We start from the raw sequence: 26,477 nt of genomic DNA, 5'->3' as shown, positions 1-26,477 counted from the left end.
GTTATGGGATAATAAAAAGTATATAAAATGTAGTTTTGTAAGCATCGGTAGGTGTGGCCACACTCTTCTTAAAAAAGTGTGTTATACATGTTATCTTGTTTTGTCATTGCCTACAATGTCTATGCCCCCACCTGAAGGATGGGGTAATACAAAGAAGTGACTTGTTTAGATTAGCCTGCAATGTAAATAATATGAATGCGCAAATAATAATTTGAATACGCAATACAGATGAAATCTGCCGCGTAAGACGCGCAGCCGTGGTAAAGTTTTTAATTAAATTGGATTCTAAAAAACTTTTTTATGTATGTTCACGCTCCGCGTGATATGGCAGTCACCTAACGAGGTGTGCACAAGCACCCCCTACCGATATTCACTTTAAATGCCGTACATAAGAAAATAATTATTTAATTATTTATTACAAATGTTGTATGTTAAGAATTGAAGGCGTGACTCCGCTTGTAAAACGGATGTGATCCATAGAGATTTGGACAGTCCGCCTACACCTTAACCTTCTTCCGTTTCTGTTATTAAGCAACACAAATAAAAAACCGTCAGAACTATAAAAGTTCTGACGGTTTACTTATTATAATAGCTAATATCATATAAATTATTCTATTATAAATATTTTTTATTTAAAACAAACGACAAAAACTACAATTCCTGACTAACAGTAAATGAATTTATATATAAGTCAGCTGAAACAGTACCGGCAGTATAACCGTTTCCGGTTTGACAAATCATGATATTTGAAATCGCTCCCTGTGCAGCAAGGTCAGTAAACGCAGAGACCGTGTCACTGTCATGACTCGCCAAAACATTATCCCCTTCGGAAAGTGTTATCGTTACATTATTTGTATTATAATCAAATACAGATACTAACTTATATTTTTTATCTTTTGTCAGTTTTAGTTTATCATCTTTGTTTCCGGCATTTAAATAAAATTTTGATTTTGTGCTTCCAAATTTGGTTTGGAAATAAGCAAAATTCTTTCCATTTACCCTATTGAAATTAATATCAGCCGCAGAGCTCTCATTTATAGCAGTAAATTCAGTTGTTATTGTGATAACTCCTGTAGTAATATTGCTCGGAGCCTCCCAAGTTACACTATTCTGTCCTGCTGCTGCGTCTTTCACTTCAATAACTTTTTCACCATTAACCTCAGCTACAGATATATCGCCTTCTGCTGCAGTTCCTAGCCCGGCCTTTAAACCGGCAACTGTCTCTCCGTTAGCTATATTACCTACAGGTATATCAGTTAAATCAAGTGTGAAATTTATTGGTTCAACCGGTGGATTGGTCGGAGCTTCTGTTGGAGCTTCTGTTGGGCTTAAAGATTCAGGATATGTTACTGTAATTGATCTCCAATAATTCCCGCTTGGATTGCCTGCAACTATATCGCATGTTCCTGCCGCCGTCACTGTTTCACTTTGGTTTGAACCGGTCTTTGTTACTCCATTAATAGTGTATGTTCCCTCTTCTGAGTAAATATTGTTAACTGTTACAACACTATTCTCAGCTACAGGAACCGTAAACTTAGTTCCTGTATTAACCTGTGCCCAATCTGTCCAGCTTGCATTAGCAAACTTTCCGTTTGTTGTATCAACAGCGAACTTCACATCAATTTTAGCTGAACCATTTACAGCTTGATATACCAAAAACTTATTAACACCCTGCCACTGAACTGTAGGTGCTCCATTTTGTCTCTGGAAATCGTATACAACCGTTCCTGACAGAGCTTCTGTGTTTTCAGCAAATACAGGTGTTAATGTCACATCGTCCTGTACCGTATACTTTGAACCAATATCAAAAGTATCTGTTCCGTCAGTCCAGCCTGTCAATGTTTTGCCCTCAAGATAAACTGTTCTGTTAACAGGAATTTCAACCTCTGTACCAACCGCTTCTTCAATGGCGTCCGGTGCATCTCCTTCCGCTCCTGTATCTCCCAAACTAAAGGTAACAGTCTTATTTGAAGCCGGAGTTGCGCTCGGCTCAGGAGTTATACTTGGCTCAGGGGATACCGTTGCGTCAGGGTCATCTGTTGCTCCAGGTGTTGCTGTAGGATTTGTAGATTCAGGATATGTTACAGTAACAGATTTCCAGTAGCTTCCGCTTGGACTTCCTGCAACTATATCACACGTTCCTGCCGCCAGCATTGTTTCACTCTGGTTTGAACCTGTCTTTGTTACTCCATTAATCGTGTATGTTCCCTCTTCTGAGTAAATACTATTAACGGTTACAACACTATTCTCAACTACAGGAACCGTAAATTTAGTTCCTGTATTAACCTGTGCCCAATCTGTCCAATTTCCATTAGCAAACTTTCCGCTTGTAGTATCAACTACGAATTTCACATCTATTTTGTCGGATCCGCTTACTGCTTGATATACTAAGAAATTACTAACACCCTGCCACTGAACTGTAGGTGTTCCGTTCTGTCTCTGGAAATCATACACAACCGTTCCTGACAGAGACGCTGTATTATCAGCAAATACAGGTGTTAATGTCACATCATCCTGAACCGTATACTTTGAACCAACATCAACAGTTGTTGTTCCGTCAGTCCAACCTGTTAATGTCTTGCCTTCAAGATAAACAGTTCTGTTTACAGGAATTTCAACCTCTGCACCTGCCGCCATTTCAACAGCCGCCGGAACATCACCCTCTGCAACCGTCTCTCCTAAACTAAATGTAACCGTCTTATTTAAGTTAGGTGTTGCGGTAGGTTCTGAAGCGTCTTTTGTTGTAACAGATAAGCCATGAACATATATTGAACCGCTGTCAATAGTAAATACTAATGTTTTAGCCTCACCGCTATAGTTAAACTCAATTGAATCCCCATCGTTAGCGGTCTTTAATGAAGCCGAAGCAGGAGCCACTCCCTCAGTAGAAGCTGTAATTGTTGCTGAAGCATAAGCACAGCCTTTAAATACGATTGCAGAGCTGCCTTCAGCAACAGGAATCTCTACTGTCATTGCGCCTGCGCTCTGCTGAACGCCATGCTGAGTATCATGGAACTTAACGCTTCTGAAAGTAAGCAGTCCGTCAGGAGCTACTAAGGTATCAAATCCAATTGCAGTTGACTGCGGAACTATGCTGCCGTCCCCAAAGTTGTATGTTCTGCTTCCCGCTGCCGGTTCAGCAACAACTGCAACCGCGTTTATAGTTGGCGCAGCATTATCAGATGTTATTTTCGTGTCAGCAGGAATTGTATATGCGCTGCTTCCGCCTAAAATACCGGTAACATCAATACTCTTGCCCGCTTGAAGAGTTGTAGTAAACTTTCCGTCTTTAATATCTAAAGCAACCAGCTCGCCGCCCATTTTTCCAATGAGTTTAATTCCTTCGGCAGAACTGTCAGCAGCTGTCAATCCTGTAATCATACCATTTATTTCCATCGATGGCTTAGCCGTTGGTATTTCTGTTGACGGATACTTAGGTGAAACAATTGAAACAGAACGATAAAATCCTCCAACTTTCAAAACAATATCAATTGTTTTCTCTAAACCATAATAAGTATACGACTTATTACCGCCTGTAAATGTTTCACCGTTTATCGTGTACTGCTCAGTTCCATAATATGTGTCGCCCATAGTTATAACGCTTCCGTTAACAACCGGAACAGTAAGAGTAACCTCTGGGTTTACTGCTATCCAATCGCCATGGTCTGAGCCGCCGAATTTTCCGGTGTCAGCTTTTATTGTCATGGTCTTGCCTGCATTCTCTGAATCTTTCACTGTATAATCATATGATTCTCCAGCGTTTACAACCTGCGTAAAACCATTGTTTTTCTGGAAATCCCAAGTAGCTGTCAAATATACTTCTACAGCGTCTTCACCTTCAACCGCTGCTGTAAACTTAGAACCGAGGAAGTTTCCTTTTGAGCCGGCAACTGTTGCATAATATGTTTTACCCTTTTCAACGGCTATATCTTGTTTTACAGCAACATTGGTTCCCGGAAGACTAACGCTTGACTCGGCATTTCCCATATAGAAAGTCTTTCCGCTTCCTGGTAAAGCATATACTGTCCATGTTCCGTCTCCGGGAGCAACAAACTTCAGTCCGTTCTTTCCGTCAGGAACAACTCCGTTTGACCAAGAGCCGTTATTTGAGCCGCTTGACAGACCCATTGGGAAGTTTATGCCGTCAACTGTTCCGCCGTTGCCTTGCTTATCCGGTGAATAGAGGATAGTAAGACCTCTCATGAGGTATGTGCCCTGAGGTGTTCCTACCTCTGACGGGTCAGCTTTCCAGAATGTTGAATAAGCCTTTGACTTATCAGTATTTGCCGCTACAGCAATATTGTCATATGTGCCTTCAGCAAATAAAATCGATGCTATTCTGTTACTCTCAGTTATTTCTGTCTTAGCGGTAGTTTCAGTTGGGGTTCCGCTGTTTACTGTTACACTAACAGTATTATCAGTTGTATTAATAACAGCTTCAACTGTATTCCACTTTCCGCTTTCAAGACCCTCAGGAACAATTGCTAAATAATCCGCTCCCGCCTGGTCTTTAAGCGTTACAATGCCGGATGTGTTTCCGTAGACATCGTATGAAACCTTAACTATACCACCGGCTAAAGGCATAATATTAAACGCTGTCTCAGACGGATTTGTAACTGCATATCCGGAGTTATTTCCTCCTCCGATAGCTGTCAAGTTTCCGCCGATTTTCGTCGTCTTGTTCTCAAAATCAGCATACAATATATCAGCTTTATCCGTGGGAATTGATACATCATATGATACCGTTTCTTTGAGCAATGTCGACCCCTTTACGCATTGGATAGTATAAGTTACATTTCCTATTCCATTACTTTCTCCGTATGGGTTTCTGATTATTGTTCCGTCATCATTAATAAATCCTGAATATTCAGCCCAAACTTTAACGGCTACGTCACCTGTTGAATCTATTTCAGGAATAACAACAGTTCTGTCAAGTACAGCGTCACCGTTTTCAGCTTTTTCCTGATAATTAGAATCAATAGCGTCCTTTGCAGCCTGCATAGCCGCATTAAACACTGACGGGTCAATTGACGGGTCTCTAGTAATAGTTATGTTTATAGTCTTGGAAGTTCCGATAAGCTTATTATCAGAACGTCTGATATAAGCAGTAATCTCAGCCGGTATTGTATCACTAACCGGTCTTATAACTGAAACTTCGCCGTTTTCACTGATATTCAAATACTCGTTCTCAGACTCAAAGTGAACATCATAACCATCAAATCCTTCAATAAATGAAGGAAGTGTAAAGTCACCTGATACCTCATATGAATCTGAATCCAATTTCTTGATTGTGTCGCTCTCAGGAAGTTCTAATGTCTTTATCTTCTCTTTTACCGGTCCCCACATTGTCTTTGCAGCCATTGGATCCCAGTCATCGCCCTCTCTAATTAAATAATCATAAGGGTTGATAGCGAGAACTTCCCATTCGTTCGGAACGAGACAATTTCTCTTATCAAGATTTATTGGATTGCCGGAAGCGTCAACCGTACCATATTCATAGTATCCGGATTCTTTAGCAACTGTCGACCAGTTGCCCCATCCTGAATCCATAACAGCAGGCTTAGATGCTCCGCCAACAGTTATATTATCAATTTTAACACCTATTGCGGCTGTTGGTGAATCTTTACCGCCCCACGGTCTTCCGAAATCACCCTGAGCAAAATTAGCATTTGCTGTAGAAGCACCTGATACTTTTCCGCCCCACATCAAATATCCATACTTAGTAGAAGCATTCTTGCAGGCAGTCACATGTCCGCCGGCTGTCTCGCCGCTCTTTGAATATCCTGCCCAATTAAAGTTACAGTTGTCAAACACAAGTGTATTTCCGCCGAATATATAGTCGGTCTGTCCCTCTATTGTACAGTTCTTGAAATATACACGGCTTCCTTTAGAACCTGAATACAATGTATCCTGACTGCTCTTGAATGAACAGTTATAAAATTCAACCTTATCGTTATCTTCTATCGCTATAGCAGCGGCTCTTTCAGTAAACGATCTGCTATATACATCGCTTTCTAAAGTTCTTTCAGGCTTACCGCCGGTGTCGCTGTAAACTCCTCCAACCGGTGCCGGTTTAACACCGTCATCAATTTCTTCTTCTGTCACATATCTGTTAAATGAATTTTCAAAAATCAAATCTTTACCAATGAAGTTGCCCGCATTCAAATGCGTTGAACATCCCCATCTTGCTACTGCCTGATTAAGAGCGTCTCTGCCAAGCGCCTTATTTCTCTCATAAGCTTCCTTGCTGTAATATCCGTCTGTATCTGCGCTGTAGTACATGTATCCGATACCGTAATACCATGTCAGCAGAACATCGCCTTCTGTGCCATCCATCTTCTGCATCGTAAGATAAGGAACAGTTATATCAAGCTGTTCACGATAAGTTCCCGGAACAATATTGATTTCGATTCTGTCCGCCTCGCTGGCATGATTGTTTAGCTTTCCGGCATATACCAAAGCTTCGGAAACAGTCTTAAAAGTTTTTTGAGCTTCATCTGTATCCTTTGAACCGTCAACAGTTAAAACATTTTCCGGATTCGCTGAAGGACCGGGAGTTTGGGTTGGCTCAAATGTAGCCGGAGGAATGGTCGGCGGTCCTGGAGTTGGTGTCTCGGGAGCCACTGTCGGTGTAGGCTGATCATGATCAGCTGTAGGCGTAGGACTTGCCGGAGGCTCTGTTGGGTCAGGAGTATCACCGAACGTAACATTTACATCAACATTCTGTCCAGGCATAATGAACTTTCCGCCTGCCGTTGCAATATCTGTTTTATCCTCAGCCACTACTTTTACATTTGGATATTTTGCCGCATCATCCGATACTGCGTCAACAACAACTTCTGCGCCCTGCTGTACTAAATATTTTGTTGTGTCTATCGGCAATTCAGTAAAGCTGAAGCCATAAATATTCGGCTTTGAACCATCAAGGAACAAATAATATGTAGCACCGCTCGTCACATCAAATGTTACTGTTGTCTGAAGAGTACCCTCTCCTTGAGGATTTAAATGGTTATATTCTTTTCCGTTCACAGCGTCAGTCAAGTATTCACCTGATACACCATTTTCCGTAATTCTTACTACACTGAGAGGCTTAGTCTGTCCCCAGCCTATAGCTACTTCAACACGTCCGTCCGCAGCAGGCTTAAAGATATAGAATGCACCGCCGTTTGGAGGACTGTCCGGGGTTCCGTTTGATCCTTTATCTGCACTTGAATAATTCTTAGCATTCTGAGTTCCTGTAGATGTCGCGTCATAAATTACGCCTCCAATCATTACAGGCTCAACAACAGCCGTGTTAAACACATTATCTTTTATATCATCAGCTGTTCCAAAGGTAACCTTAAGCTTTTCACCCACTGAAACTTCTTCGCCCGGCTGATATGTTTTTGTCCCATCAATTTTATAATTAACACCTTTAGCTAATGGATACGGCTCTCCGTTTGGCTGTTTCAAAACTGCCGTTCCGCCAGTTACGCTAACTGTTGACATATAAACAGGATTAGGAGTCGGAGCCATTGTCGGTGAAGCAGTAGGCTCATCCGGTCCAATTGTTGCTGTCGGTGTCGGTGTTGGCTCTTCCGGCTTTTCTGTTGCTGTCGGTGTTGGTGTCGGCTCTTCCGGTTTTGCTGTTGCTGTTGGAATTGGTGTTGGTTCTTCCGGTTTTGCCGTTGCTGTTGGAATTGGCGTTGGTTCTTCCGGTTTTGCCGTTGCTGTTGGCTCTGCTGTCGGTTCATCCGGCTTTACCGTTGATGTCGGTTCCGGAACAGCTGTTGGCACAACACTATTCTCAATAACTACCCTAAATACAGGATTATCACTATCCGTGTTTGTTGTGTTAATAACAAAATCATAAACACCATTTTGTAATCCTGACAAATAATCCTTATTTATTGTCAATGTATTTGTATCAGAATTATAGACATAATCATTGCTGCTCAATGGCTTATCGGACAAACTCACACCATCAAAACTGTCTTTTTCAGCAAATTTTATAACAGTTGATGCTTCTGTATCGTTTGAATCAATGGTTACAATTTGCGGTTCTATTGAAGCTGTACCGTTAATTTTAACCGGATATGCTAATTCTGCAAACTTTTCACCGGTGTACGGCGCTGCAGCAGTAGCTACTACCATCAAAATATGTCCTTGATCCGCTTCCTGAACACTATAAGTTTCAGAATCTGCACCCTCTATAGGTTCAAAAGCTTCGGTGCTTATATCCCTATACCACTGATAAACTACATATTCTTTGGCTGCTTCCGGAAGCACATTTGCTGTCAATGTATCGCCAACATATACGTTAGGTTGATCGTCTATCTCAACAGACTCAAGTTCATAACTTGGAGTTGCTGTTGGTTCAGGATTAGCAGTTGGACTTCCGTTGCTGACAAATCCGGCATAAAACTTCATAGATTTTGTTATTCTCTTGCTGTCAAAATCATAAGCTTCATTATTTTCTGCGTCATTTGCAAGATTCTGCGACAAATACCATCCAACAAAGTCAAACCCCTGTTTTGACGGCTCCTCAGGTCTGTTTGATTTCTGCAAATAAGTATTCTTTGTTATAGTCTTTGTTGCATAAAGTTTTGAATCCACATAAAACGTAAGCTTAACATCAGATGACGGAGAAACATTGCCGCCTGAGCTTCCGCCCGAATTGGGTCTGAAATATGTATTATCAGGTTTTGCTGTAGCGTTTGGCGTTACAACATTACTTATATTTGAAGACACATTAGCGTTTCTGGACATATTTACAACACTGCCGGAAACCTGTGAACCTGTAATAGTAACATCTCCGCTCACCTGAGGAGAAATAACTATACTCTGAGCGACTATTCCATTCAAAGTTACGCCGCCCGTCTTTATCATAACTATTCCGCCGGCATACTGAGGGCCGTATGAACCTGGCTCCGTAATGTAAAGCTTAATCATATTATCAATAATCTTAACAAATTCTGCTCTTGATATATAATCTTTAGGACGTATGGTTCCATCCTCATAACCGCCGATATATCCTGCGGCTGTCATTGCACCGACATATCCTGTTGCATAATCAGAGATATTTTGGTAGTCCGCGTATTGTGTAATACCGGCCTGAGAATTTTCAACCGTCAAACCATATGCACGGGCAAGCATTGTCATTGCTTCTTCACGAGTCATATAATTATTCGGAGTCATTGTGCCGTCTCCGTTACCGGTGAGAGTACCGGCCGCAACAAGTCTCAGCACTGCATCAGCAAACCAATCTGAAACTGACACATCTGTAAATTTGTTGTTAGCCTTGTCTATATAGCCTATTACATTTTGAGTCACCTGCGCTACCTCTGCGCGGGTTATTGCGTCGTCCGGTCTGAAATAGCCGCCGTCGCCCTGAATAACTCCATACCCTGACCAGGTATCAATATAGCTTGCAGCCCAATGTCCCTCTGTATCATTGTACTGTGCCGCTGAAACAACAGTCATACCGAAAGTGGTCAAAACCATTGCAACAGCTAATACCAAAGCCAGTGTTCTTCTAAAGGATTTCATATCTAAAACCCCTCCTTATTATATTTTATTATTATTTTTCAATAAATGTGGTAATAAATCTGTAAAAAACTTTAGTCACTTTCATATATATTAAACATTTTACTATAATTTGCACTCGTTGTCAATTATATAATTGTAATATTTTGTTTAAAATAACGGTATTTTTGCCATCGAGGTTAAACCATGCAAAAAAATTTGAATTCATTATAAAATATCTGTAGTTTTTTGTCTACGATGTTAAATAATTAACGCAATTATTCTGTCTATTATTTTATTTTTAATAAAAATTTTATGTATTTAATTATAGTTCATCAAATAAAAAAACGATTGGATTGCTCCAACCGTTTTTTTGTTACTTTATATAATATAAAAATTCAAATCTTATTAAACGTTTAGTTTGCTGCAACATAATGAACAGGAGTCCATCCATAAAAATAATCTTCAGGACTTGGAATTTCTGTTGCTTTATCATTTGGATTATCCCTATCAGCAGTCAAATCTGTAGTGCTGTTAATATTATGTACATAGTTAACATAAAGTTTCGATGTACTCAGCTCTCCGCCCATTTTTGTCCAGCCGTTCGGTTTTGAGACTCCGTCTAAAGTAACGTCATTAAAGAAAACTGCGCATCTTGCACCGCCCCAGTTTCTTCCGAAACCGCCGGGAGCAAATTTCATACCGCTTATATTACTGTTCTTAACTGTACAGCCTGTGAAGAAGTATCCTGGGTCAGTTTCAGAACTTGTTTTACAAGCTGAAATATAACCGCCATTTGCCTTATCCGAGTAACCATACCATGTTAAATTACAATTTTCAAACACTACGCTGTTACCGCCAAAAATGTAATCTGTATTACCCAAAATATCACATTCCTTTAAATAAGCTGTGCCGCCGGTATACAAAGTATCCTGACTTGACACCATCTTGCAGCGGTAGAACTCCACGTTATCTGCATCAATTGCTACAGCAGCAGCTCTTTCAGTAGAGTCTTTTATAGTAACTTTTGTGCCTTTCTTTCTTGTAAAATTCTTTTTATCCGGTCCGCCCGGTTCAACGCCGTCAGCTATTTCAGCATCCGTTACATATTGATTAAATGTATTTTCAAAATCAATATTCTCAGCCAGGAAATTATCCGCTGTAATACGAATAGTAGCGCCCCATCTTGTTGCAGTATTCTTCGTATCCTTTGCAGCTGCACAATCAGCATCATAATAATTATTGCTGCCCATTGAGTAATAAACATATCCTATACCATAATAATTTGATACGACTGCCGGATTCGATTCATCAGCACTCTTAATTGTGATATTAGGAACATCAACTATTACCTGACCATAATATGTTCCAGGGTCAAGAACTATAGTTACAGGATTTGAAGTTAAATCCTCATTAACTCTGCCTGTCATAGTACGGATTGAAGCCATTGCCTGATTTATATCCTTATACTCTTTGTCAGATCCAACATATACAGTATCAGCATATGGCACCGCTTCTCTGTTTTTCATAAACAAAACATTTTTGCTTGGCTCATCAACTACAACCGGAAGACTATACGATGTTGACTTCGGAGAAAAAGTATATCCATCTCCGCCGCTAATAACAGATACATCATAGGTTTCTCCTGTAAACAGTGAAACGTTATAGTTACCATCTGCGTCAGGAACAGCTGTAGCGTACGGTTCAGACTCACCGGACTTTGTGAAAGCCAAAACAGCATTTATGGAATTGTCATATGGTTCAAGACTGTTTTTCAAATCATTTGAGAATATAGTGTAGGCTTTGCCTGTTACATTAATATCCTGAGGAATATATGTTTTTGTTTTGAATGCGATATTATCAACGCCCAAAACTGCGCTTCCTCCGCCGGGAGTATATGCGCCAACTTTATTTATTGCAAGCTGAGGCACTGTATCCACTTTTTTAGTTCCGCCTGTATATCCAAGCTCAATTGAACTTCTTAGCGTATAATCTGCCTCACCATCATTCTTTGTATAGATAGAAACTATATTGTCAGCTTTTGTATACTCTACTTTTACTCCATACCACTTATCCGGACTATAAGTAAATCCGCTTATTGGTACACTTACAGCCTTGTTGTCAGAACCAACTGAAAAATAGTCAACAATGGCAAGAGCTCCTTTATCGGCTGTTTTAAGTTCAAACACACGTCCGTCGCTGGAATATGTGTTGTTTGCATCAGCGTTGTTAGTATCAAAAAATCTCATTAATATAGTATCTTTTAAAGTATCGCCTTTTTTGAAATCTAATTCAGCTGTAAATCTATCTCCATCCATAGGTGATTCTGCAGCATAAGACCAACCATCCTGCTTTGCTGTTCCTGCTGTAGTTGTATCATTAAACTCAAGGTAATTATCCCCGTCAGCTCTTACTTTTACAGTTGGCATAATGGTATCAGCTTCTGCAACGTTTACTATGATATTTTTGCCGTTTGCATTACTTATTGTATCACCGGTATTATAAGATGTTCCGCCGGCAATGTCATTAAAGTTCCAAACCTCACTGGTTACAGGACCAGAGGTAGGACCTTCCGAAGGAATAGGACTTGCTGTAGCTGTTGCTACAGGTTCATCTGTCGGGCCTTCTGTTGGTTCTGGGCTTGATGTTACCACTGGCTCTTCCGTCGGGCCTTCTGTTGGTTCAGGGCTTGCCGTTACCACAGGTTCTTCTGTCGGACCTTCTGTTGGTTCAGGACTTTCTGTTACCACAGGTTCTTCTGTCGGACCTTCTGTTGGTTCAGGACTTTCTGTTACTACAGGCTCTTCCGTCGGGCCTACTGTTGGTTCAGGACTTGCTGTTACTACAGGCTCTTCCGTCGGACCTTCTGTTGGTTCAGGACTTGCTGTTGCTACCGGCTCTTCTGTCGGTCCCTCTGTAGGTTCTGAAGGATTAACAGTAGCAGTCGGTTCCGGTTCCTCTGTCGGCACTGGACCTGCTGTAGGACCTCCGGTAATAGAAACCATAAACATTGGGTTGTATACAGCGTCTTCAGATACAATAATTGTGAACGCACTTAATCCATCTGTTAATCCGGCAAAATAATCTTTCGAAATTGTCAGCTTTCCAGTTTCTTGATTATATGTGTACTGTTCAGCGTTCAGCATCTTTCCGCTCTCATCTGCAACTCCGATTACATTCATACCTTCGCTGAGGGTAAGGGTGGTTGACGCGTCGTTTCCATAAGATACTGTAACTCTTTCAGGATATACCGAAGGAGCATCCTTTGCCAAAACTAATGAAGAAACATCATAAATGGTTCCATTATATTTATTTCCGTCACCTGTAACTACTACCTTCAAGTACTTGCCCTTATCAGCTTCAGTGGCTGTATATGAGCTCTTTGTCGCGCCGGAAATTTTTTCACCTGTTCCATGGCTTTCTGAAGCTCTGTACCACTGATAAGAAACATAATTTTTAGCAGCTGCCGGAGCAAGATTTGCTGCCGTTAATGTATCGCCTACATATACGTTAACGTAATCAGTTTTATTACCTACCGCAATTTCAACGTCTGTCAAATCAGAACTGCTTATATGACCTGCATACAAATTATAATTTTTGTTAACAGCTGAAACCGATGGGTCAAATGTTGTACCGCTGCACTTTTCAGCTGCAGCTTTTGAAGTATACCAAAGACCATCCCAGTTACTCTCTTTAGGAGTAGGAATAGCACTCTGAGACAATTTCTTTCCTTTTGTTACACTCTTTGTTTTAACTGTACCATAATTATCGCCGTAATAAAATTTTACAGTAACAGTGTTTGCGCTTGTTCCTCCGCCTGAATTGCTTCCGCCATTGTTTCCGTTAATAATTACATTAGGATTGCTTGAAGCGTTAGGGCTTACAACATTTCCTGAATTAGATGTAACGTTAGCTGTTGAAGACAAGTTTATAATATTTCCTGAAACCTGAGAACCCATAATAGTAACATCTCCGTTTACCTGAGGTGATACTACCATTCCCTTAGCGATAATACCGCTTAAGGTAACTCCGCCTGTCTTAATCATAACCAAACCGCCGACGTACTGGCTTCCGTATGAACCAGGCTCGGTAATATAAAGCTTTATCATATTGTCAAGAATCTTAACAAACTCCGCTCTGGAGATATAATCCTTAGGACGAATGGTTCCGTCTTCATAACCGCCGACATAACTTTCAGCTGTCATGGCTCCAACATATCCTGTTGCATAATCAGAAATATTCTGATAATCAGCATACTGGGTAATACCGGCCTGTGAATTCTCAACTGTGAGTCCATATGCACGGGCAAGCATTGTCATTGCCTCTTCACGCGTCATATAGTTGTTTGGAGACATAGTTCCATCACCATTTCCCGTGAGAGCTCCGGCAGCTGCCAGTTTCAATATAGCGTCAGCATACCAATCTGATGCAGATACATCAGTAAATGTATTGGCAGCCTTATTAACATAACTTATCACGTTTTGAGTTACTTGAGCTACTTCAGCACGCGTGATAGCGTCGTCAGGTCTGAAATAACCTCCGTCGCCCTGTATAACTCCATTGTCTGACCATGTGTTTATGTAGCTTTCTGCCCAATGCCCCTGCGTATCACTGTATGACGCCGCTGAAACGACAGTCACACCCATAGCTGTCAGAACCATTGCCAAAGCTAACACCATTGCTAATGTTCTCTTTAAGGTTTTCATTTAAACCCTCCTTGTTGTAGTCAAAGCAAGAATATACAATCCCTCTAACTTAAAAACAATCTGTTTACTCCTGCTATGCTTATATAAATTAATTATTTTAACTTTTAAGGCAGCATTGTCTTTTTACACTCAAAAGACAAAAACTGCATGTGTTATTTTACAGCATTTACTCAAATTTGTCAAGTGAAACCACTCTATATAATACCGAAAAACCGCTGGTTTTATCTGTAAATTTGCCATTTTAACAAATCAAAACCCGTTTTGTAATTTTTTTAAAACATAAAATTAGCCCTCATTTTATCAAGAACAATCCAAACAAGTATCTTTCTCTTTACAGACATAAAACTGTGTAATTTGGGCTTGCTAAAGACTGAAATATTTGTTATAATTAAATTTATGCAAATAATTTTAAAGATTAGGCAGGATAATTATGTTCCATTATATTGAAGGAAAACTGGCATTAAAAACTGACAGCTTTGCAGTAATAGAAACCGGAGGCATAGGATATAGAATATATTCCACCCGCCCCTCGCTGGAAGCTTTGGGTGAAATCGGGTCAAAAGCGAAGTTATACACCTATTTGAATATAAAAACAACATCTGATATATTATCATTATATGGATTTGCCACACAGGAGGAAAAAAATATTTTTGAAATGGTTTTGGGAGTAAGCGGAATAGGCGCTAAAACCGCCGCTAATTTGTTATCTAATATATCTCCCTCAAAATTTGCTCTTACTGTTGTGACCGATGACGCTCAATATCTAGCTAAAAACACGCCAGGTTTAGGACCAAAAGGCGCAAAGCGTCTCATTCTCGAGCTTAAAGATAAATTTAAAGATGCAGACATATCCGATATGCCGGCTGAAGAAATATTCTCTCCCGAAATGGTTGACGATAACGAGGCCGTATCGGCTTTGGTGGTTCTTGGGTACTCTCCTGAAGAAGCCCGCAGAGCACTGAAAGGAGCAACAGGGTCTGCCGAAGAAATGATAAAATATGGATTAAAAAACCTACTTTAGTATACTGAACGGTTATACTAACATAACAAACACATAAACCGACATGATGAATAAAGAAACGAGTGAAACATATGGCAATAACTGACAGTAACGAAGAACGCATAGTTTCCACCGGGGAAACCAATGCCGACACTGAAATTGAATACACGCTCAGACCTAAAATTCTTTCAGAATATATCGGGCAAACAAAAGCAAAAGAGAACCTTAAAGTCTTTATTGAGGCTGCAAAAATGCGGGGAGAACCTCTTGACCATGTTCTTCTGTACGGGCCGCCGGGGCTTGGCAAAACCACTCTTGCAGGCATAATCGCAAATGAAATGGGTGTTAACATACGCATTACCTCCGGTCCCGCTATAGAAAAACCGGGCGACTTAGCGGCTCTGCTCACCAATCTTTCACAGGACGACATATTATTTGTTGACGAAATACACCGAATGAGCAGAAGTGTGGAAGAAATATTATATCCGGCTATGGAAGATTACGCTCTCGATATAATAATAGGAAAAGGTCCGTCCGCACGCTCCATACGGCTTGACCTTCCTAAGTTCACTCTTATTGGCGCAACAACCAAAGCCGGTGCTTTGGCGGCTCCGCTAAGAGACAGGTTCGGCGTTATCAGCCGTCTTGAGATGTATAAACCAAATGAACTGAAAACTATTATTAAAAGAAGTGCAAGTATTTTGAATATAGATATAGACGATGAGGGCGCATCTGAAATTGCAAGGCGGTCACGCGGAACTCCGCGAATAGCCAACAGATTGCTGAAAAGAGTCCGCGATTTCGCCCAGCTAAGCCAAGACGGCGTTATATCCAAAGAACTGGCTGACCACGCATTGAATAAGATGGAAATTGATGACCATGGGCTTGACGCAATAGATAAACGAATGCTTTTGACGGTTATCAATCAGTACGGAGGCGGACCTGTTGGAGTTGAAACACTAGCTGCAACAATCGGTGAAGAAACTGATACTATAGAGGATGTTTATGAACCTTATTTGATGCAGATTGGTTTTATTAACCGCACTCCCAGGGGAAGAGTTGTCACTCCTTCCGCGTACGAACATTTCGGTATACCCTTCGGTGACCGATAGATTGATAGACCGTCTATCCTATATTTATCAATAAACTTAAGGAGAGATTTATAATGTGTGATAAAGAAAAATATTATATAACTACCGCTATCGCTTATACCTCAAGAAAACCCCATATCGGAAACACATATGAAGTTGTGTTGACCGACGCTATTGCCCGCTTTAAAAGATATATGGGCTATGACGTCTGTTTCTGTACCGGAACCGATGAACACGGACAAAAAATACAGGAGCTGGCTGAAGCTGAGGGAATAACCCCAAAAGAATATGTTGACCGTGTTGCCGGTGAAATTAAAAAAATTTGGGATCTTATGAATGCAAGCTATGATAAATTTATTAGAACTACTGACGGCTATCATGTCGAAACTGTTCAGAAAATATTTAAAAAACTTTATGACCAAGGCGATATATATAAAAGCAGATACGAAGGCTGGTACTGCACTCCATGCGAATCATTCTGGACAGATACTCAGTTAGTTGACGGTAAGTGCCCGGACTGCGGACGCGAAGTTCATAAACAAGACGAGGAAGCTTATTTCTTCAAAATGAGTAATTACCAGGACCGCTTAATGAAGCATATAGAAGAAAACCCAAACTTCATTCAGCCTGAATCACGCAAAAAAGAGATGGTAAATAACTTTTTAAAACCCGGTCTTCAGGATCTCTGCGTTTCCAGAACCAGTTTTGACTGGGGAATACCGGTTTCATTTGACGAAAAACATGTCGTATACGTGTGGCTTGACGCACTTACCAACTATATCACCGCTATAGGCTACCGCGGCGATGAAAGTTCGCCTGAGTTCAGCAAGTATTGGCCTGCCGACGTCCATATAATCGGTAAGGATATATTAAGGTTCCACACAATATACTGGCCTATTATTTTAATGGCCTTAGGTCTTGAACTTCCTAAACAAGTATTCGGCCACCCCTGGCTTTTAAACGGTGAAGATAAGATGAGCAAATCTATAGGCAACGTAATTTATGCTGACGATTTAGTAAAACATTTTGGTGTTGACGCAGTAAGATACTATCTGCTCCACGAAATGCCATACGCTCAGGATGGAACTATAACCTATGAAATTTTAATAAACAGATATAATTCTGATCTTGCCAATACACTCGGCAATCTCGTGAACAGAACTGTATCAATGGTGAATAAATATTTCGAAGGTATTATACCCGCTCCCGGCAACAGTACTGATTTTGACAGTTCACTTTCAAATACTTGCATAGAATGCAGTGAAAAAATCGTCAAAACTATGGATACACTGAGAGTTTCAGACAGTCTTGACCAAATTTGGAAAATAGTTGACCGTTCTAACAAATACATTGATGAAACAACACCATGGATACTTGCAAAAACAGACGAAGGAAAAGAAACTCTAAAAACTGTAATGTACAATCTTATAGAAGCGATAAGATATATCACATCTCTTCTACAGCCCTTCCTGCCTGATACTGCCTCTGCAATAGCAAAACAAACCGGTGCTGACGAGTTGTCATACGCAAGCCTTAAAAACTTCGGAGCAACTAAACCCGGAACCAAGGTCTCAGAAGCCTCGCCTATATTTGCCAGAATAGATTTGGATAAAAAACTTGAAGAACTTACTGAAGAATTCGGTGCAGAACAGGAAACTCAACCTGAAATTGAACCGTTTAAAGAACCGGTAACCTTCGATGACTTTGAAAAACTAGATATAAGAGTCGGCAAAGTTAAAGTTTGCGAAAAAGTTCCTAAATCCTCCAAATTACTCAGATTTGAACTGGAATGCGGAGGCGAGACAAGACAAATATTATCCGGAATAGCAAAATATTATAAACCTGAAGACCTTATTGGGAAGAATCTGCTCTTCATTGCAAATTTTCCTCCGCGCAAAATGATGGGTTTAGAGTCAAACGGAATGATACTGTCGGCCGAACACGACGGTAAATTGGTTTTAACCTCAACGCTTGATGATATCCAAAGCGGCGCGTCAATAGTATAATTATTTCTAAAAAATATAATAATTTATTAACAATTATGTAATCATTCCTAGATAAAAGATGCTATAATTATTTTATAAGAAAGATTTTTAATAAACTTGAATATTATTAAATAAATTAGAACGGAGTGAGGATAATGTTTTGCAGTAATTGCGGAAAGAAATTACCGGATGACGCCAAATATTGCGACGCATGCGGCACAATAGCAAGATCTGACGAAAAGGAACAAAGCTCTTATTCGAAGGACAGCACCACATATCAAAGCAATAATGACCCTATCGAAAATACAGAAAGTCCGTTTACTAATGCGGCTTACAATTTGGGAGTTACACAGGCACAGAACGGATACATTGAACAACCTATTTCTTATCAGCCAAATAATCATAAAAAACTGTGGGGCAGAGAAATAACTATACCGATTGCCGCTATATCTCTTGCAGTTGTTTTGGTGTTTATTGGATTTTCTGTCTACAGCACTTTTAAAACCCAAAGATATGGCGCACAAGATAACCGTGTTCATCAACAGTACGGCGCCCATAATTATGGAAACATCCCGGACAGCGGCGGCTATGACGAATATGGTGACTTTTTTAATCAATACGGTGATTATTTCGGTAAATACGGCGGCGGTTATAACTATGGAAACGGAAACAACAATGGCAGCGGCGGTGATTCCGGCGGCGGTTATAAAGGATACGGAAATAATAATGGTTCAGGCGGCAACGGCGGTTATGGAAACGGAAACAACGGAACTCCCGGGAACAACGGCGGCGGTTATGGAAACGGAAATAACGGCGGTTCAGGCGGACAGGTGAGCGATCCTCTTCCAACCGACAGAAACGGCAATTCCGCTTCAAGCAAAGATTACGAGTGGCCGACCGGAGACGGAACATATGAATTCTATGCAAAGTCTACTATACCCAAATTTGAAAGTGTTACCGGAAAAACTATGACAGCTTCAGAGACTGATAACAGCGGCAATACTTACTATAAATATGAAATGGATATGGACGCTTATAACAAGTATCTTGATGCTTTAAAAAACGCCGGATACTCACAGACAAAGTTTGACGCTCAAGGCAAAGATTCCTATGTTGTATACGAAAATGGTAACCAATATTTGATTATATATCTTATGAATTCTGAAAATCAAATAGTAATTATGGCTTAAGACACTATTCAAAATGCCCGCATATAAAGCGGGCATTTTATATTCTATAAAACAATTCATTATAAAATTTAAAATTTAATATCAGATAACTCTATTGAATTTTGTAATATACAAATGGTCTATATTGTAATAATAGTTTACTTGAAAACCAAACAGGTGTGACCATACTTGTTCAAAATAATATATTAATAGATATTGTTTTTTATATGCCAATAACGTCTGAAATTGTGGCATAGTAAGCATAGGAGGGCAGATGAAATCTGCCGCGTAAGGTGCGCAGCCGCGGAAAAGTTTATTATAAAAAGAATTATGACAAACTTTTTTAATTATGTTCACGCTTCGCATGAGATGACAGCTCACCTAACGAGGTGTGCGCTTGCATACCCTGCCGATGTTCACCAAGAGACACTTTTTTAAGATATTAATTCTAAAAAATTTTCAAAAATAATGCGGTATAGCAAGCTTCGGAATGGCGTACGTAGTACGCCGCGTAAGGTGCGCAGCCGCGGAAAAGTTTATTAGCAAAAAGGATTATAACCAACTTTTTTATATATGTTCACGCTTCGCATGAGATGACAGCTCACCTAACGAGGTGTGCGCTTGCACACCCTGCCGATGTTCACCAAGAAACACTTTTTTAAGATATTAATTTTAAAAAGTTTTCAAAAATAATGCGGTATAACAAGCTTCGGAAGGGCGTACGAAGTACGCCGCGTAAGGTGCGCAGCCGCGGAATAATTTATTTAATAAAAAGGATTATAACAAACTTTTTTATATATGTTCACGCTTCGCGTGAGATGACAGCTCACCTAACGAGGTGTGCGCTTGCACACCCTGCCGATGTTCACCAAAAAACACTTTTTAAAATATTAATTCTAAAAAATTTTAGAATAATGCGGTATAGCAAGCTTCGGAAGGGCGTACGAAGCACGCCGCGTAAGGTGCACAGCCATGGAAAAGTTTATTATAAAAAGATTTTAGTAAATATAAATTGTGTACTCAAGCCTCACGTGATATAATAACAATTAGGAATTCTAGCATATCCTACTAACGTTCACTAAAAACACCATTAACCTTTCCGTTTAGTTTGTTGCAGTCTTTCCAAGGTTTAAATATAAAAAGTAATTGTGAATAATACCTATCTTACAGGAGTAGTCACAATCTCCACGATGCTTATACCCCATACGTTTTTATATAATTTTATATTAGATATAACCTAAACATTTCTTTACACTTTATTCGAGCAACTACAATATAACATATAAAATATTTCACTCCATTACACTTTATATTTCACTCTGTAACACCATTTAAAATCATTAAACTTCAACATATAAAATACCGTTTATTCTTAAATTGATTTACAAATATATCTATAATATTTTTATACACTCTGTAAAAAAATGACTTATCTGAAAACTATAAAAACACCCTTGAAATTTTTCATCGATTATGCTATAATTAATGAACAATATATTATGGAGGAGTTTTATATGAAAAAACTAGCGGGATTTTTAGCAGTTATATGTGTGTTGACAAGCTTTTCACAAGCGGCTTTTGCGGCGGCTCAAAGTATAGTTATTAACGGAAACGTTGCAGAGATACCGGCTGAAATGGGTGAAATTATTGAGCAGGACGACAGAACTTTCGTTCCTATCAGATTTGTTTCTGAGTCTATGAATAAGACGGTTAAGTATGATGAGAATACTAATGCTGCTCTAATTCTTGATGGTTCTGAAATGTATATCGTTCAGGAAGGTTCTTATAACATATTCAGAATTTCTGACATGGGTCAGACTGTTGTAACACCAATGGATACAACTGCTTTTGTTAAACAATATGACGGTATTGGCGGACGTATGTATATTCCGCTTAGATTCCTGGCTGAAGCATTTGGCTATACAGTTGGATGGGATGAGGCAACTCAAACAGTAACCATTGATTCGCCTCAGGTATAAAGTTAATAAAAACAAAAACAGCTTCATTATTGTGAAGCTGTTTTTTATATATAAAAATTACAAATATTTCTTTATAATATTTTCTGCAATCCTTGCCTTACTTTCCCGGCTGTCCATTGCCTGTTTTTCTATGTATCTATGAGCATCTTTTTCACTGTATCCCTCTTTTTCTATCAAAACACATTTTGCCCTGGAAACCATTCGCAATTCTTCATACTTCTTTTCATATTTTGCAATTTCTTTCTCCATCTCAATAAATCTGTTTGAAAATCCCAGTGCTAATCTTACCGCACCCATAAAAGTTCTCTGCTGCAAAGGTTTTGGAATTACAAATATCCCGTCTCCCTCCACTCTTGAAGCAAGCATATCCGCAACGTCGGATTTAGCTATTAATATTACTGATGAATGTGTGCTGTGAATAAAATCAGAAGCGAGAGAGCTTCCCTGTTCATCTTTAAGAGGAGCATTTATGATAACAAGCTGATATGATGAACGCAAAACTACACGTCTGGCTTCAACTCCGCTTGACGCAAAATCTATGTTATTCATAGCAAACCGTCTCAATATAAGAGCCAGCGCGTCTCCGCTCTTTTGAGATGCCGAAACTATAAGAATTCTATTGTACAACGGCATAACCTCCCAAATAATTAATGGTAAATTTTATTATATAGAGCCGAAATACAAATCGCGTTCATATTGCTCCTTAACTCTCGCCTTGACATATTTGTCATATTCAATTTTCTTATTTTCAATATAGGTAGACAGAATATTTTCAGGTAAAACATTTTTCAGAAAATCACTATCCTTCGCATAATTCACTGCCGTCTCTAAGTTTTGAGGCAAACATTCAAGACCTTCTATGTCTTCTTTATAGGTCACGTTTACAGGTTCTCCCAAAATCATCTTGTTTTTTATTCCGTCAATCCCGGCATAAATCATCAATGCAAAAACAAGATAAGGATTCGCTCCGCCATCCGGCGAACGGAGTTCAAGTCTGCAGTCTCCTGCCAAATTCTTTGGTATACGCATTAGCTGCTGTCTGTTCTGAGGTGACCATGTTATAAATTTAGGAGCTTCAAACTCTCCAAATCTGCTGTATGAATTCGTTAAAGGATTCAAAAATAGAGTAATCTCCTTAATATGGTTAAGTATGCCTGCCATAAATTGTCTGCCAGTCTCATTATTATAATCTATAACGCTGTTTCCGTCCGTATCATAAAGCGAAAGATTTACAAAAATACCATTTCCATTCTGTCTTTGCAAAGGCTTTGGCATAAAAGAAGCGAAAAGTCCGTTCATATGCGCAATTGTCTTAACCAAATTTTTAAATGTCATTAGATGATCCGCTGCTTCTACCGGTGCGCCATATTTAAAAACTATCTCGTGTTGCCCGGGGCCTGCCTGATGATACGAACTTTCGGGTTGAATACCCATTTCCTCCAGCGTAAGACAAATTTCTCTCCGAATATTTTCTCCCTTGTCTACCGGAGCCACATCATAATATGTGCCGTTGTCATGCGGCTTGTTTGTTGGATTTCCGTATTCATCCAACTCAAAAAGATAGAATTTACACTCCGAACCGATATCGCACGAGTATCCGAGCTCTTTCAAACAATCTACCGAACGCTTTAAAATATTTCTGGAATCGCCCTCAAACGTTCTGCCGTCAGGATAACAAATATCGCAAAATATTCTAAGAACCCTATCCTGCTGTGGACGCCACGGCAAAATTTCTGCGGTTGAAGGGTCAGGTTTAAGCAAAAGATCGCTTTCGCCAATATTCATAAACCCATTTATTTCGGAAGCATCAAAAGTGACTCCATACTCCAAAGCTTTTGGAAGTTCTGTCGAGATAATTGATATATTTTTCATACTGCCGAAAATATCAAAAAATACAAGTCTGATAAATTTGACGTCGTTTTCCTCCACATATTCCATTATATCATCAAAAGAAAAAAGCATAAAATAGCCTCCTAAAAAACTGCGCTGAAATTAATATATAGTTTACTAATATAACACGGAAAGATATTTATTCTAGTCATATATTTTGAAGTTATGATAACATAAGATAAAAACATTGTCAATTAATCTTACCGATTGTATAAAGATATATTTTCATAATATTATATTTATTAATCTGATTATTAAGAATAAATATTGAGTTATATATTGAATACTTCATGTTCAGATGATTGCTCTCCTCACGCGGTGCATGAATGCACCCTACCGATGCTCTCCTTAACGGATGCTCTTTTGATTTTATTTGTTATGTTTTTATAATCTCTTTTATTTTAAACACTTCGTGTTTAAGTGTAAATCATCTTATACGGTACAGTTATTAGCTAAGCACACCTCATATGGTTTTTGATTGTTAATCAAATTATGTTTTTTTATTAATATATGAATGTATTATTTTTTCAATTATTAATAAACGAATTTTAAAAGCCGATTCAGATTTGAACTGAATCGGCTTTTATAAACTATATCATTACATTACTGCCGCTTTCGGCACATGCTTCTGCTCTGCTCTAACCCTTCTGTCAGACAATTTCACACATATTACTGTCATGTCATCATTTTCAATACCATTTTCAGCATTTCTCTTAACAGCCTCGTCTAGTATTATCTGCGCCAATTCTTTTGGCGGTATCTCCATGTCTATTACCTCAACCAGTTCCCTAATCCAATTGTCTTCCGCCGCTGATATTACGCCGTCACTGGTCATAACTACCATAGACCCGTTTTCCAAAGTCCTGGCAAACGTCTCAATATCGCCGATTGATACTATTCCTATTGGCAATGATGCCGCGCGCACAGTCTCTGTATATTCTGTATGTTTAATATAACTGGCTTCAGCGCCGTTTTTGATAAATTCTATCTCACCAGTATACAAATCTATAACGCACATATCCACAGTTGCAAAAGCATCCCTGGCTGACTTCATCACCATTACTGAATTAACCAGCTTGACTGCTATTGTCTTATCAAAACCGGCTTCCAAAAAGCTTCCCAAAAGTTTAACAATAGCGTCGCTTTGGATAGCCGCCTTGTGTCCTGTTCCCATACCGTCGCTTATAGTTACCGCAAGTTTCCCGCCGCTCAAATAGTTCGTATAGTGCTTGTCTCCGCTTTCTCCGTTACTTGAAAGGCTTGCCACCCCAATACTGGGATCAAAACCTTCTACCTGGCAAAAACGTATACAGCACTTTCCGCTGTCTGAGGTATCACACTCATTATACGGCACAGCCACATTGATTCCAAGGACCTTTTTAATTACGGGTTTTATTCTCTTTTGGCAAACTGAGAAATCATCACAGTCAAGCACGCTGATTTCTACCATATATTTTCCATTCTTGTCACAAACAACGTTAACTCGCTGGGCTGAAATTCCCATATCGTTTAAAACTTCTTTTATTTCATCCGCCGACCTGATATCAAAACTCTTTTCGCCGCATATTTCCGACGCGGCATTCTTTATTATTTCAGAAATTCCCTTAAACTGCTCACTCGTAAGCTCTCTGTTCTCCTGAAGCTTATTTTTCCAAGTTCTGTTTATTTTATAAATCTCAAACAGCCTGTTTATTTCCGTTATCAACGGAAGCAAATGTACACACTTATCCGAAAAACATTTTGGAACATCACTGAGCTGCAGACTGCCTTTCCGCTCCATTATCTCCAAAAATTTAAACATAGCTGCATATGTAGCATTAAAATCCTTTTTCCAGCAAAAATTCGCTCTCTCACAGTTTTTACACACTCTATCCGCCGCCGTGTCAAACAGCAGCGAGATATCACTCATATCCATGCCTGTCTGCTTGTCCGACATTGAATCAAATGTCTTTGAAATATCATAGAACGAATCAGATATACACATAAGTTTTTCAGTAACATACATTCTAAAACGCTCAGTATCGTCTGAATTGTCAACATTAAAATCAGTTACTTTCTCACCTATTATAACAGCCTTTCTGGGAAGAAAGTACACAACAGCCGCCGCCAAAACCAACTCATATATATTTGGTATATGCGTTTGTCCGCCGGGTATACCCATATACAGCATTATCCCTAAACCGCATACACCAAGACAAAGGCAAACAACCTTTCTTCCGAACTGAGCTGAAACACCGCACAGCAGGCCGCAGATTGTGAGTACTGCCACAAACTCCGGAAATAAACCGCCGATTCCTAATATAATCCCGGAACATATTCCCGCAACGGCGCCATGAGTCAGACCATGTCTTGACAAAGACACTACCCCGATTAAAACGCATGCCAAAAAGTTAGATATATTAAACGTATCCAAAACAGTGATTGACTTTGTACTGAGCAAAATCACACCTGCCATTATACATAAGCTTATCTTTTCATCTGTCAGCAGTGAACGCGACAAAAACTTATTTTCAAGCAGAACATCCCTACTTCTGTCAAACACCATCACTCCGACTGCCATAAGCATTGTATCGCAAATTATAAGTATTAGACCCGCAACCGTAAAGCCTGTCCACATTAAAACGCCAAACTCACAAAGAAACAAGGCTGCCGCTGAAACAATAGCAACGAAATACAAAGACGGTTTTTCGTTTCTTTCTATAACGAATAAAACCGTCTCAAAAATAACACAAGCAGATATGTATCTTAAAGCAAGTTCAAAATCAAAAAGAAGCAGATAGCCAACAGACACAAAAATCAAATTAATGACGCTTTTTAGTGAAAACTTTCGGTCAAGCGTCAAAAAAGACAAACCAAACGGCGCCATTCCGCTTATAGGCATTGCCCCCGCAAACAATAAGCCCAAAAGCCGCACCGGAATATCCCAAAATTTTAAATCGATTCCTTTCCGCTTTTTTTGCTGTACCTGCAGAGAAGTCTCAACAGACACCAATTCTGTGTTTCTCATAATAAATACCTCCGTAACCGCATTAACATTTCATTACGAAAGTATTATAAACAAGTTACAAGGCAAAATTTGTCATAAACAGTTCCCTAATAAGAAAAATATATAAAATTTTTTATATCGCTGTAACTTCGGAGATATTAATCTCT

Annotated in this window: 10 protein-coding genes; 5 read left to right on the top strand and 5 right to left on the bottom strand. The window is 39.5% G+C overall.

The window, feature by feature from the left end:
• Window positions 1–651: 651 nt before the first annotated feature.
• Together B9O19_RS08180 and B9O19_RS08175 are read right to left on the bottom strand one after the other, a co-directional pair.
• Window positions 652–9,528, bottom strand: a complete 8,877-nt coding sequence (locus tag B9O19_RS08180; RefSeq protein ID WP_102365959.1) for a pectinesterase family protein — start codon at window positions 9,526–9,528, stop codon at window positions 652–654.
• Window positions 9,529–9,920: 392 nt separating this feature from the next.
• On the bottom strand, window positions 9,921–14,210 hold the full coding sequence (locus tag B9O19_RS08175) for a pectinesterase family protein (protein WP_102365958.1): 4,290 nt from the start codon (window positions 14,208–14,210) through the stop codon (window positions 9,921–9,923).
• A 430-nt stretch (window positions 14,211–14,640) separates the two neighbouring features.
• Here B9O19_RS08175 and ruvA point away from each other — a divergent pair, with 430 nt between their 5' ends.
• The 5 genes from ruvA (at window position 14,641) to B9O19_RS08150 (ending at window position 21,434) form a co-directional block, all read left to right on the top strand.
• Window positions 14,641–15,231, top strand: a complete 591-nt coding sequence (ruvA, locus tag B9O19_RS08170) for a Holliday junction branch migration protein RuvA (RefSeq protein ID WP_102365957.1) — start codon at window positions 14,641–14,643, stop codon at window positions 15,229–15,231.
• Window positions 15,232–15,302: 71 nt separating this feature from the next.
• On the top strand, window positions 15,303–16,322 hold the full coding sequence (gene ruvB, locus B9O19_RS08165; RefSeq protein ID WP_102365956.1) for a Holliday junction branch migration DNA helicase RuvB: 1,020 nt from the start codon (window positions 15,303–15,305) through the stop codon (window positions 16,320–16,322).
• Window positions 16,323–16,375: 53 nt separating this feature from the next.
• Window positions 16,376–18,307, top strand: a complete 1,932-nt coding sequence (gene metG, locus B9O19_RS08160) for a methionine--tRNA ligase (RefSeq protein ID WP_102365955.1) — start codon at window positions 16,376–16,378, stop codon at window positions 18,305–18,307.
• Window positions 18,308–18,441: 134 nt separating this feature from the next.
• On the top strand, window positions 18,442–19,476 hold the full coding sequence (locus tag B9O19_RS08155) for a zinc ribbon domain-containing protein (protein WP_102365954.1): 1,035 nt from the start codon (window positions 18,442–18,444) through the stop codon (window positions 19,474–19,476).
• A 1,493-nt stretch (window positions 19,477–20,969) separates the two neighbouring features.
• A complete protein-coding gene (locus B9O19_RS08150) occupies window positions 20,970–21,434 on the top strand; it encodes a copper amine oxidase N-terminal domain-containing protein (RefSeq protein WP_158648957.1) in 465 nt (154 codons plus the stop codon).
• A gap of 57 nt (window positions 21,435–21,491) precedes the next feature.
• On the opposite strand, the gene B9O19_RS08145 is transcribed toward B9O19_RS08150, so the two are convergent.
• The 3 genes from B9O19_RS08145 to B9O19_RS08135 all read right to left on the bottom strand — a co-directional run bounded on the left by B9O19_RS08145 (window position 21,492) and on the right by B9O19_RS08135 (window position 26,331).
• Entirely contained in the window at window positions 21,492–22,061 is a 570-nt protein-coding gene (locus B9O19_RS08145; RefSeq protein ID WP_158648956.1) for an ANTAR domain-containing response regulator, read from the bottom strand.
• Between the two features lie 36 nt (window positions 22,062–22,097).
• Entirely contained in the window at window positions 22,098–23,396 is a 1,299-nt protein-coding gene (locus B9O19_RS08140) for a glutamine synthetase family protein (RefSeq protein ID WP_102365951.1), read from the bottom strand.
• Window positions 23,397–23,922: 526 nt separating this feature from the next.
• Window positions 23,923–26,331, bottom strand: coding sequence for a SpoIIE family protein phosphatase (locus B9O19_RS08135; RefSeq protein ID WP_102365950.1), 2,409 nt, complete (start codon window positions 26,329–26,331; stop codon window positions 23,923–23,925).
• Window positions 26,332–26,477: the final 146 nt, after the last annotated feature.

Source organism: Monoglobus pectinilyticus, from assembly GCF_002874775.1.
Taxonomy (GTDB): domain Bacteria; phylum Bacillota; class Clostridia; order Monoglobales; family Monoglobaceae; genus Monoglobus; species Monoglobus pectinilyticus.
This window is presented reverse-complemented; position numbering and strand designations above follow the sequence as displayed.

Bases quoted from the DNA above. Each gene is read 5' to 3' on its own strand.
- B9O19_RS08180 (WP_102365959.1), bottom strand. From the start codon at position 9,528: ATGAAATCCTTTAGAAGAACACTGGCTTTGGTATTAGCTGTTGCAATG.
- B9O19_RS08175 (WP_102365958.1), bottom strand. From the start codon at position 14,210: ATGAAAACCTTAAAGAGAACATTAGCAATGGTGTTAGCTTTGGCAATG.
- ruvA (WP_102365957.1), top strand. From the start codon at position 14,641: ATGTTCCATTATATTGAAGGAAAACTGGCATTAAAAACTGACAGCTTT.
- ruvB (WP_102365956.1), top strand. From the start codon at position 15,303: ATGGCAATAACTGACAGTAACGAAGAACGCATAGTTTCCACCGGGGAA.
- metG (WP_102365955.1), top strand. From the start codon at position 16,376: ATGTGTGATAAAGAAAAATATTATATAACTACCGCTATCGCTTATACC.
- B9O19_RS08155 (WP_102365954.1), top strand. From the start codon at position 18,442: ATGTTTTGCAGTAATTGCGGAAAGAAATTACCGGATGACGCCAAATAT.
- B9O19_RS08150 (WP_158648957.1), top strand. From the start codon at position 20,970: ATGAAAAAACTAGCGGGATTTTTAGCAGTTATATGTGTGTTGACAAGC.
- B9O19_RS08140 (WP_102365951.1), bottom strand. From the start codon at position 23,396: ATGCTTTTTTCTTTTGATGATATAATGGAATATGTGGAGGAAAACGAC.
- B9O19_RS08135 (WP_102365950.1), bottom strand. From the start codon at position 26,331: ATGAGAAACACAGAATTGGTGTCTGTTGAGACTTCTCTGCAGGTACAG.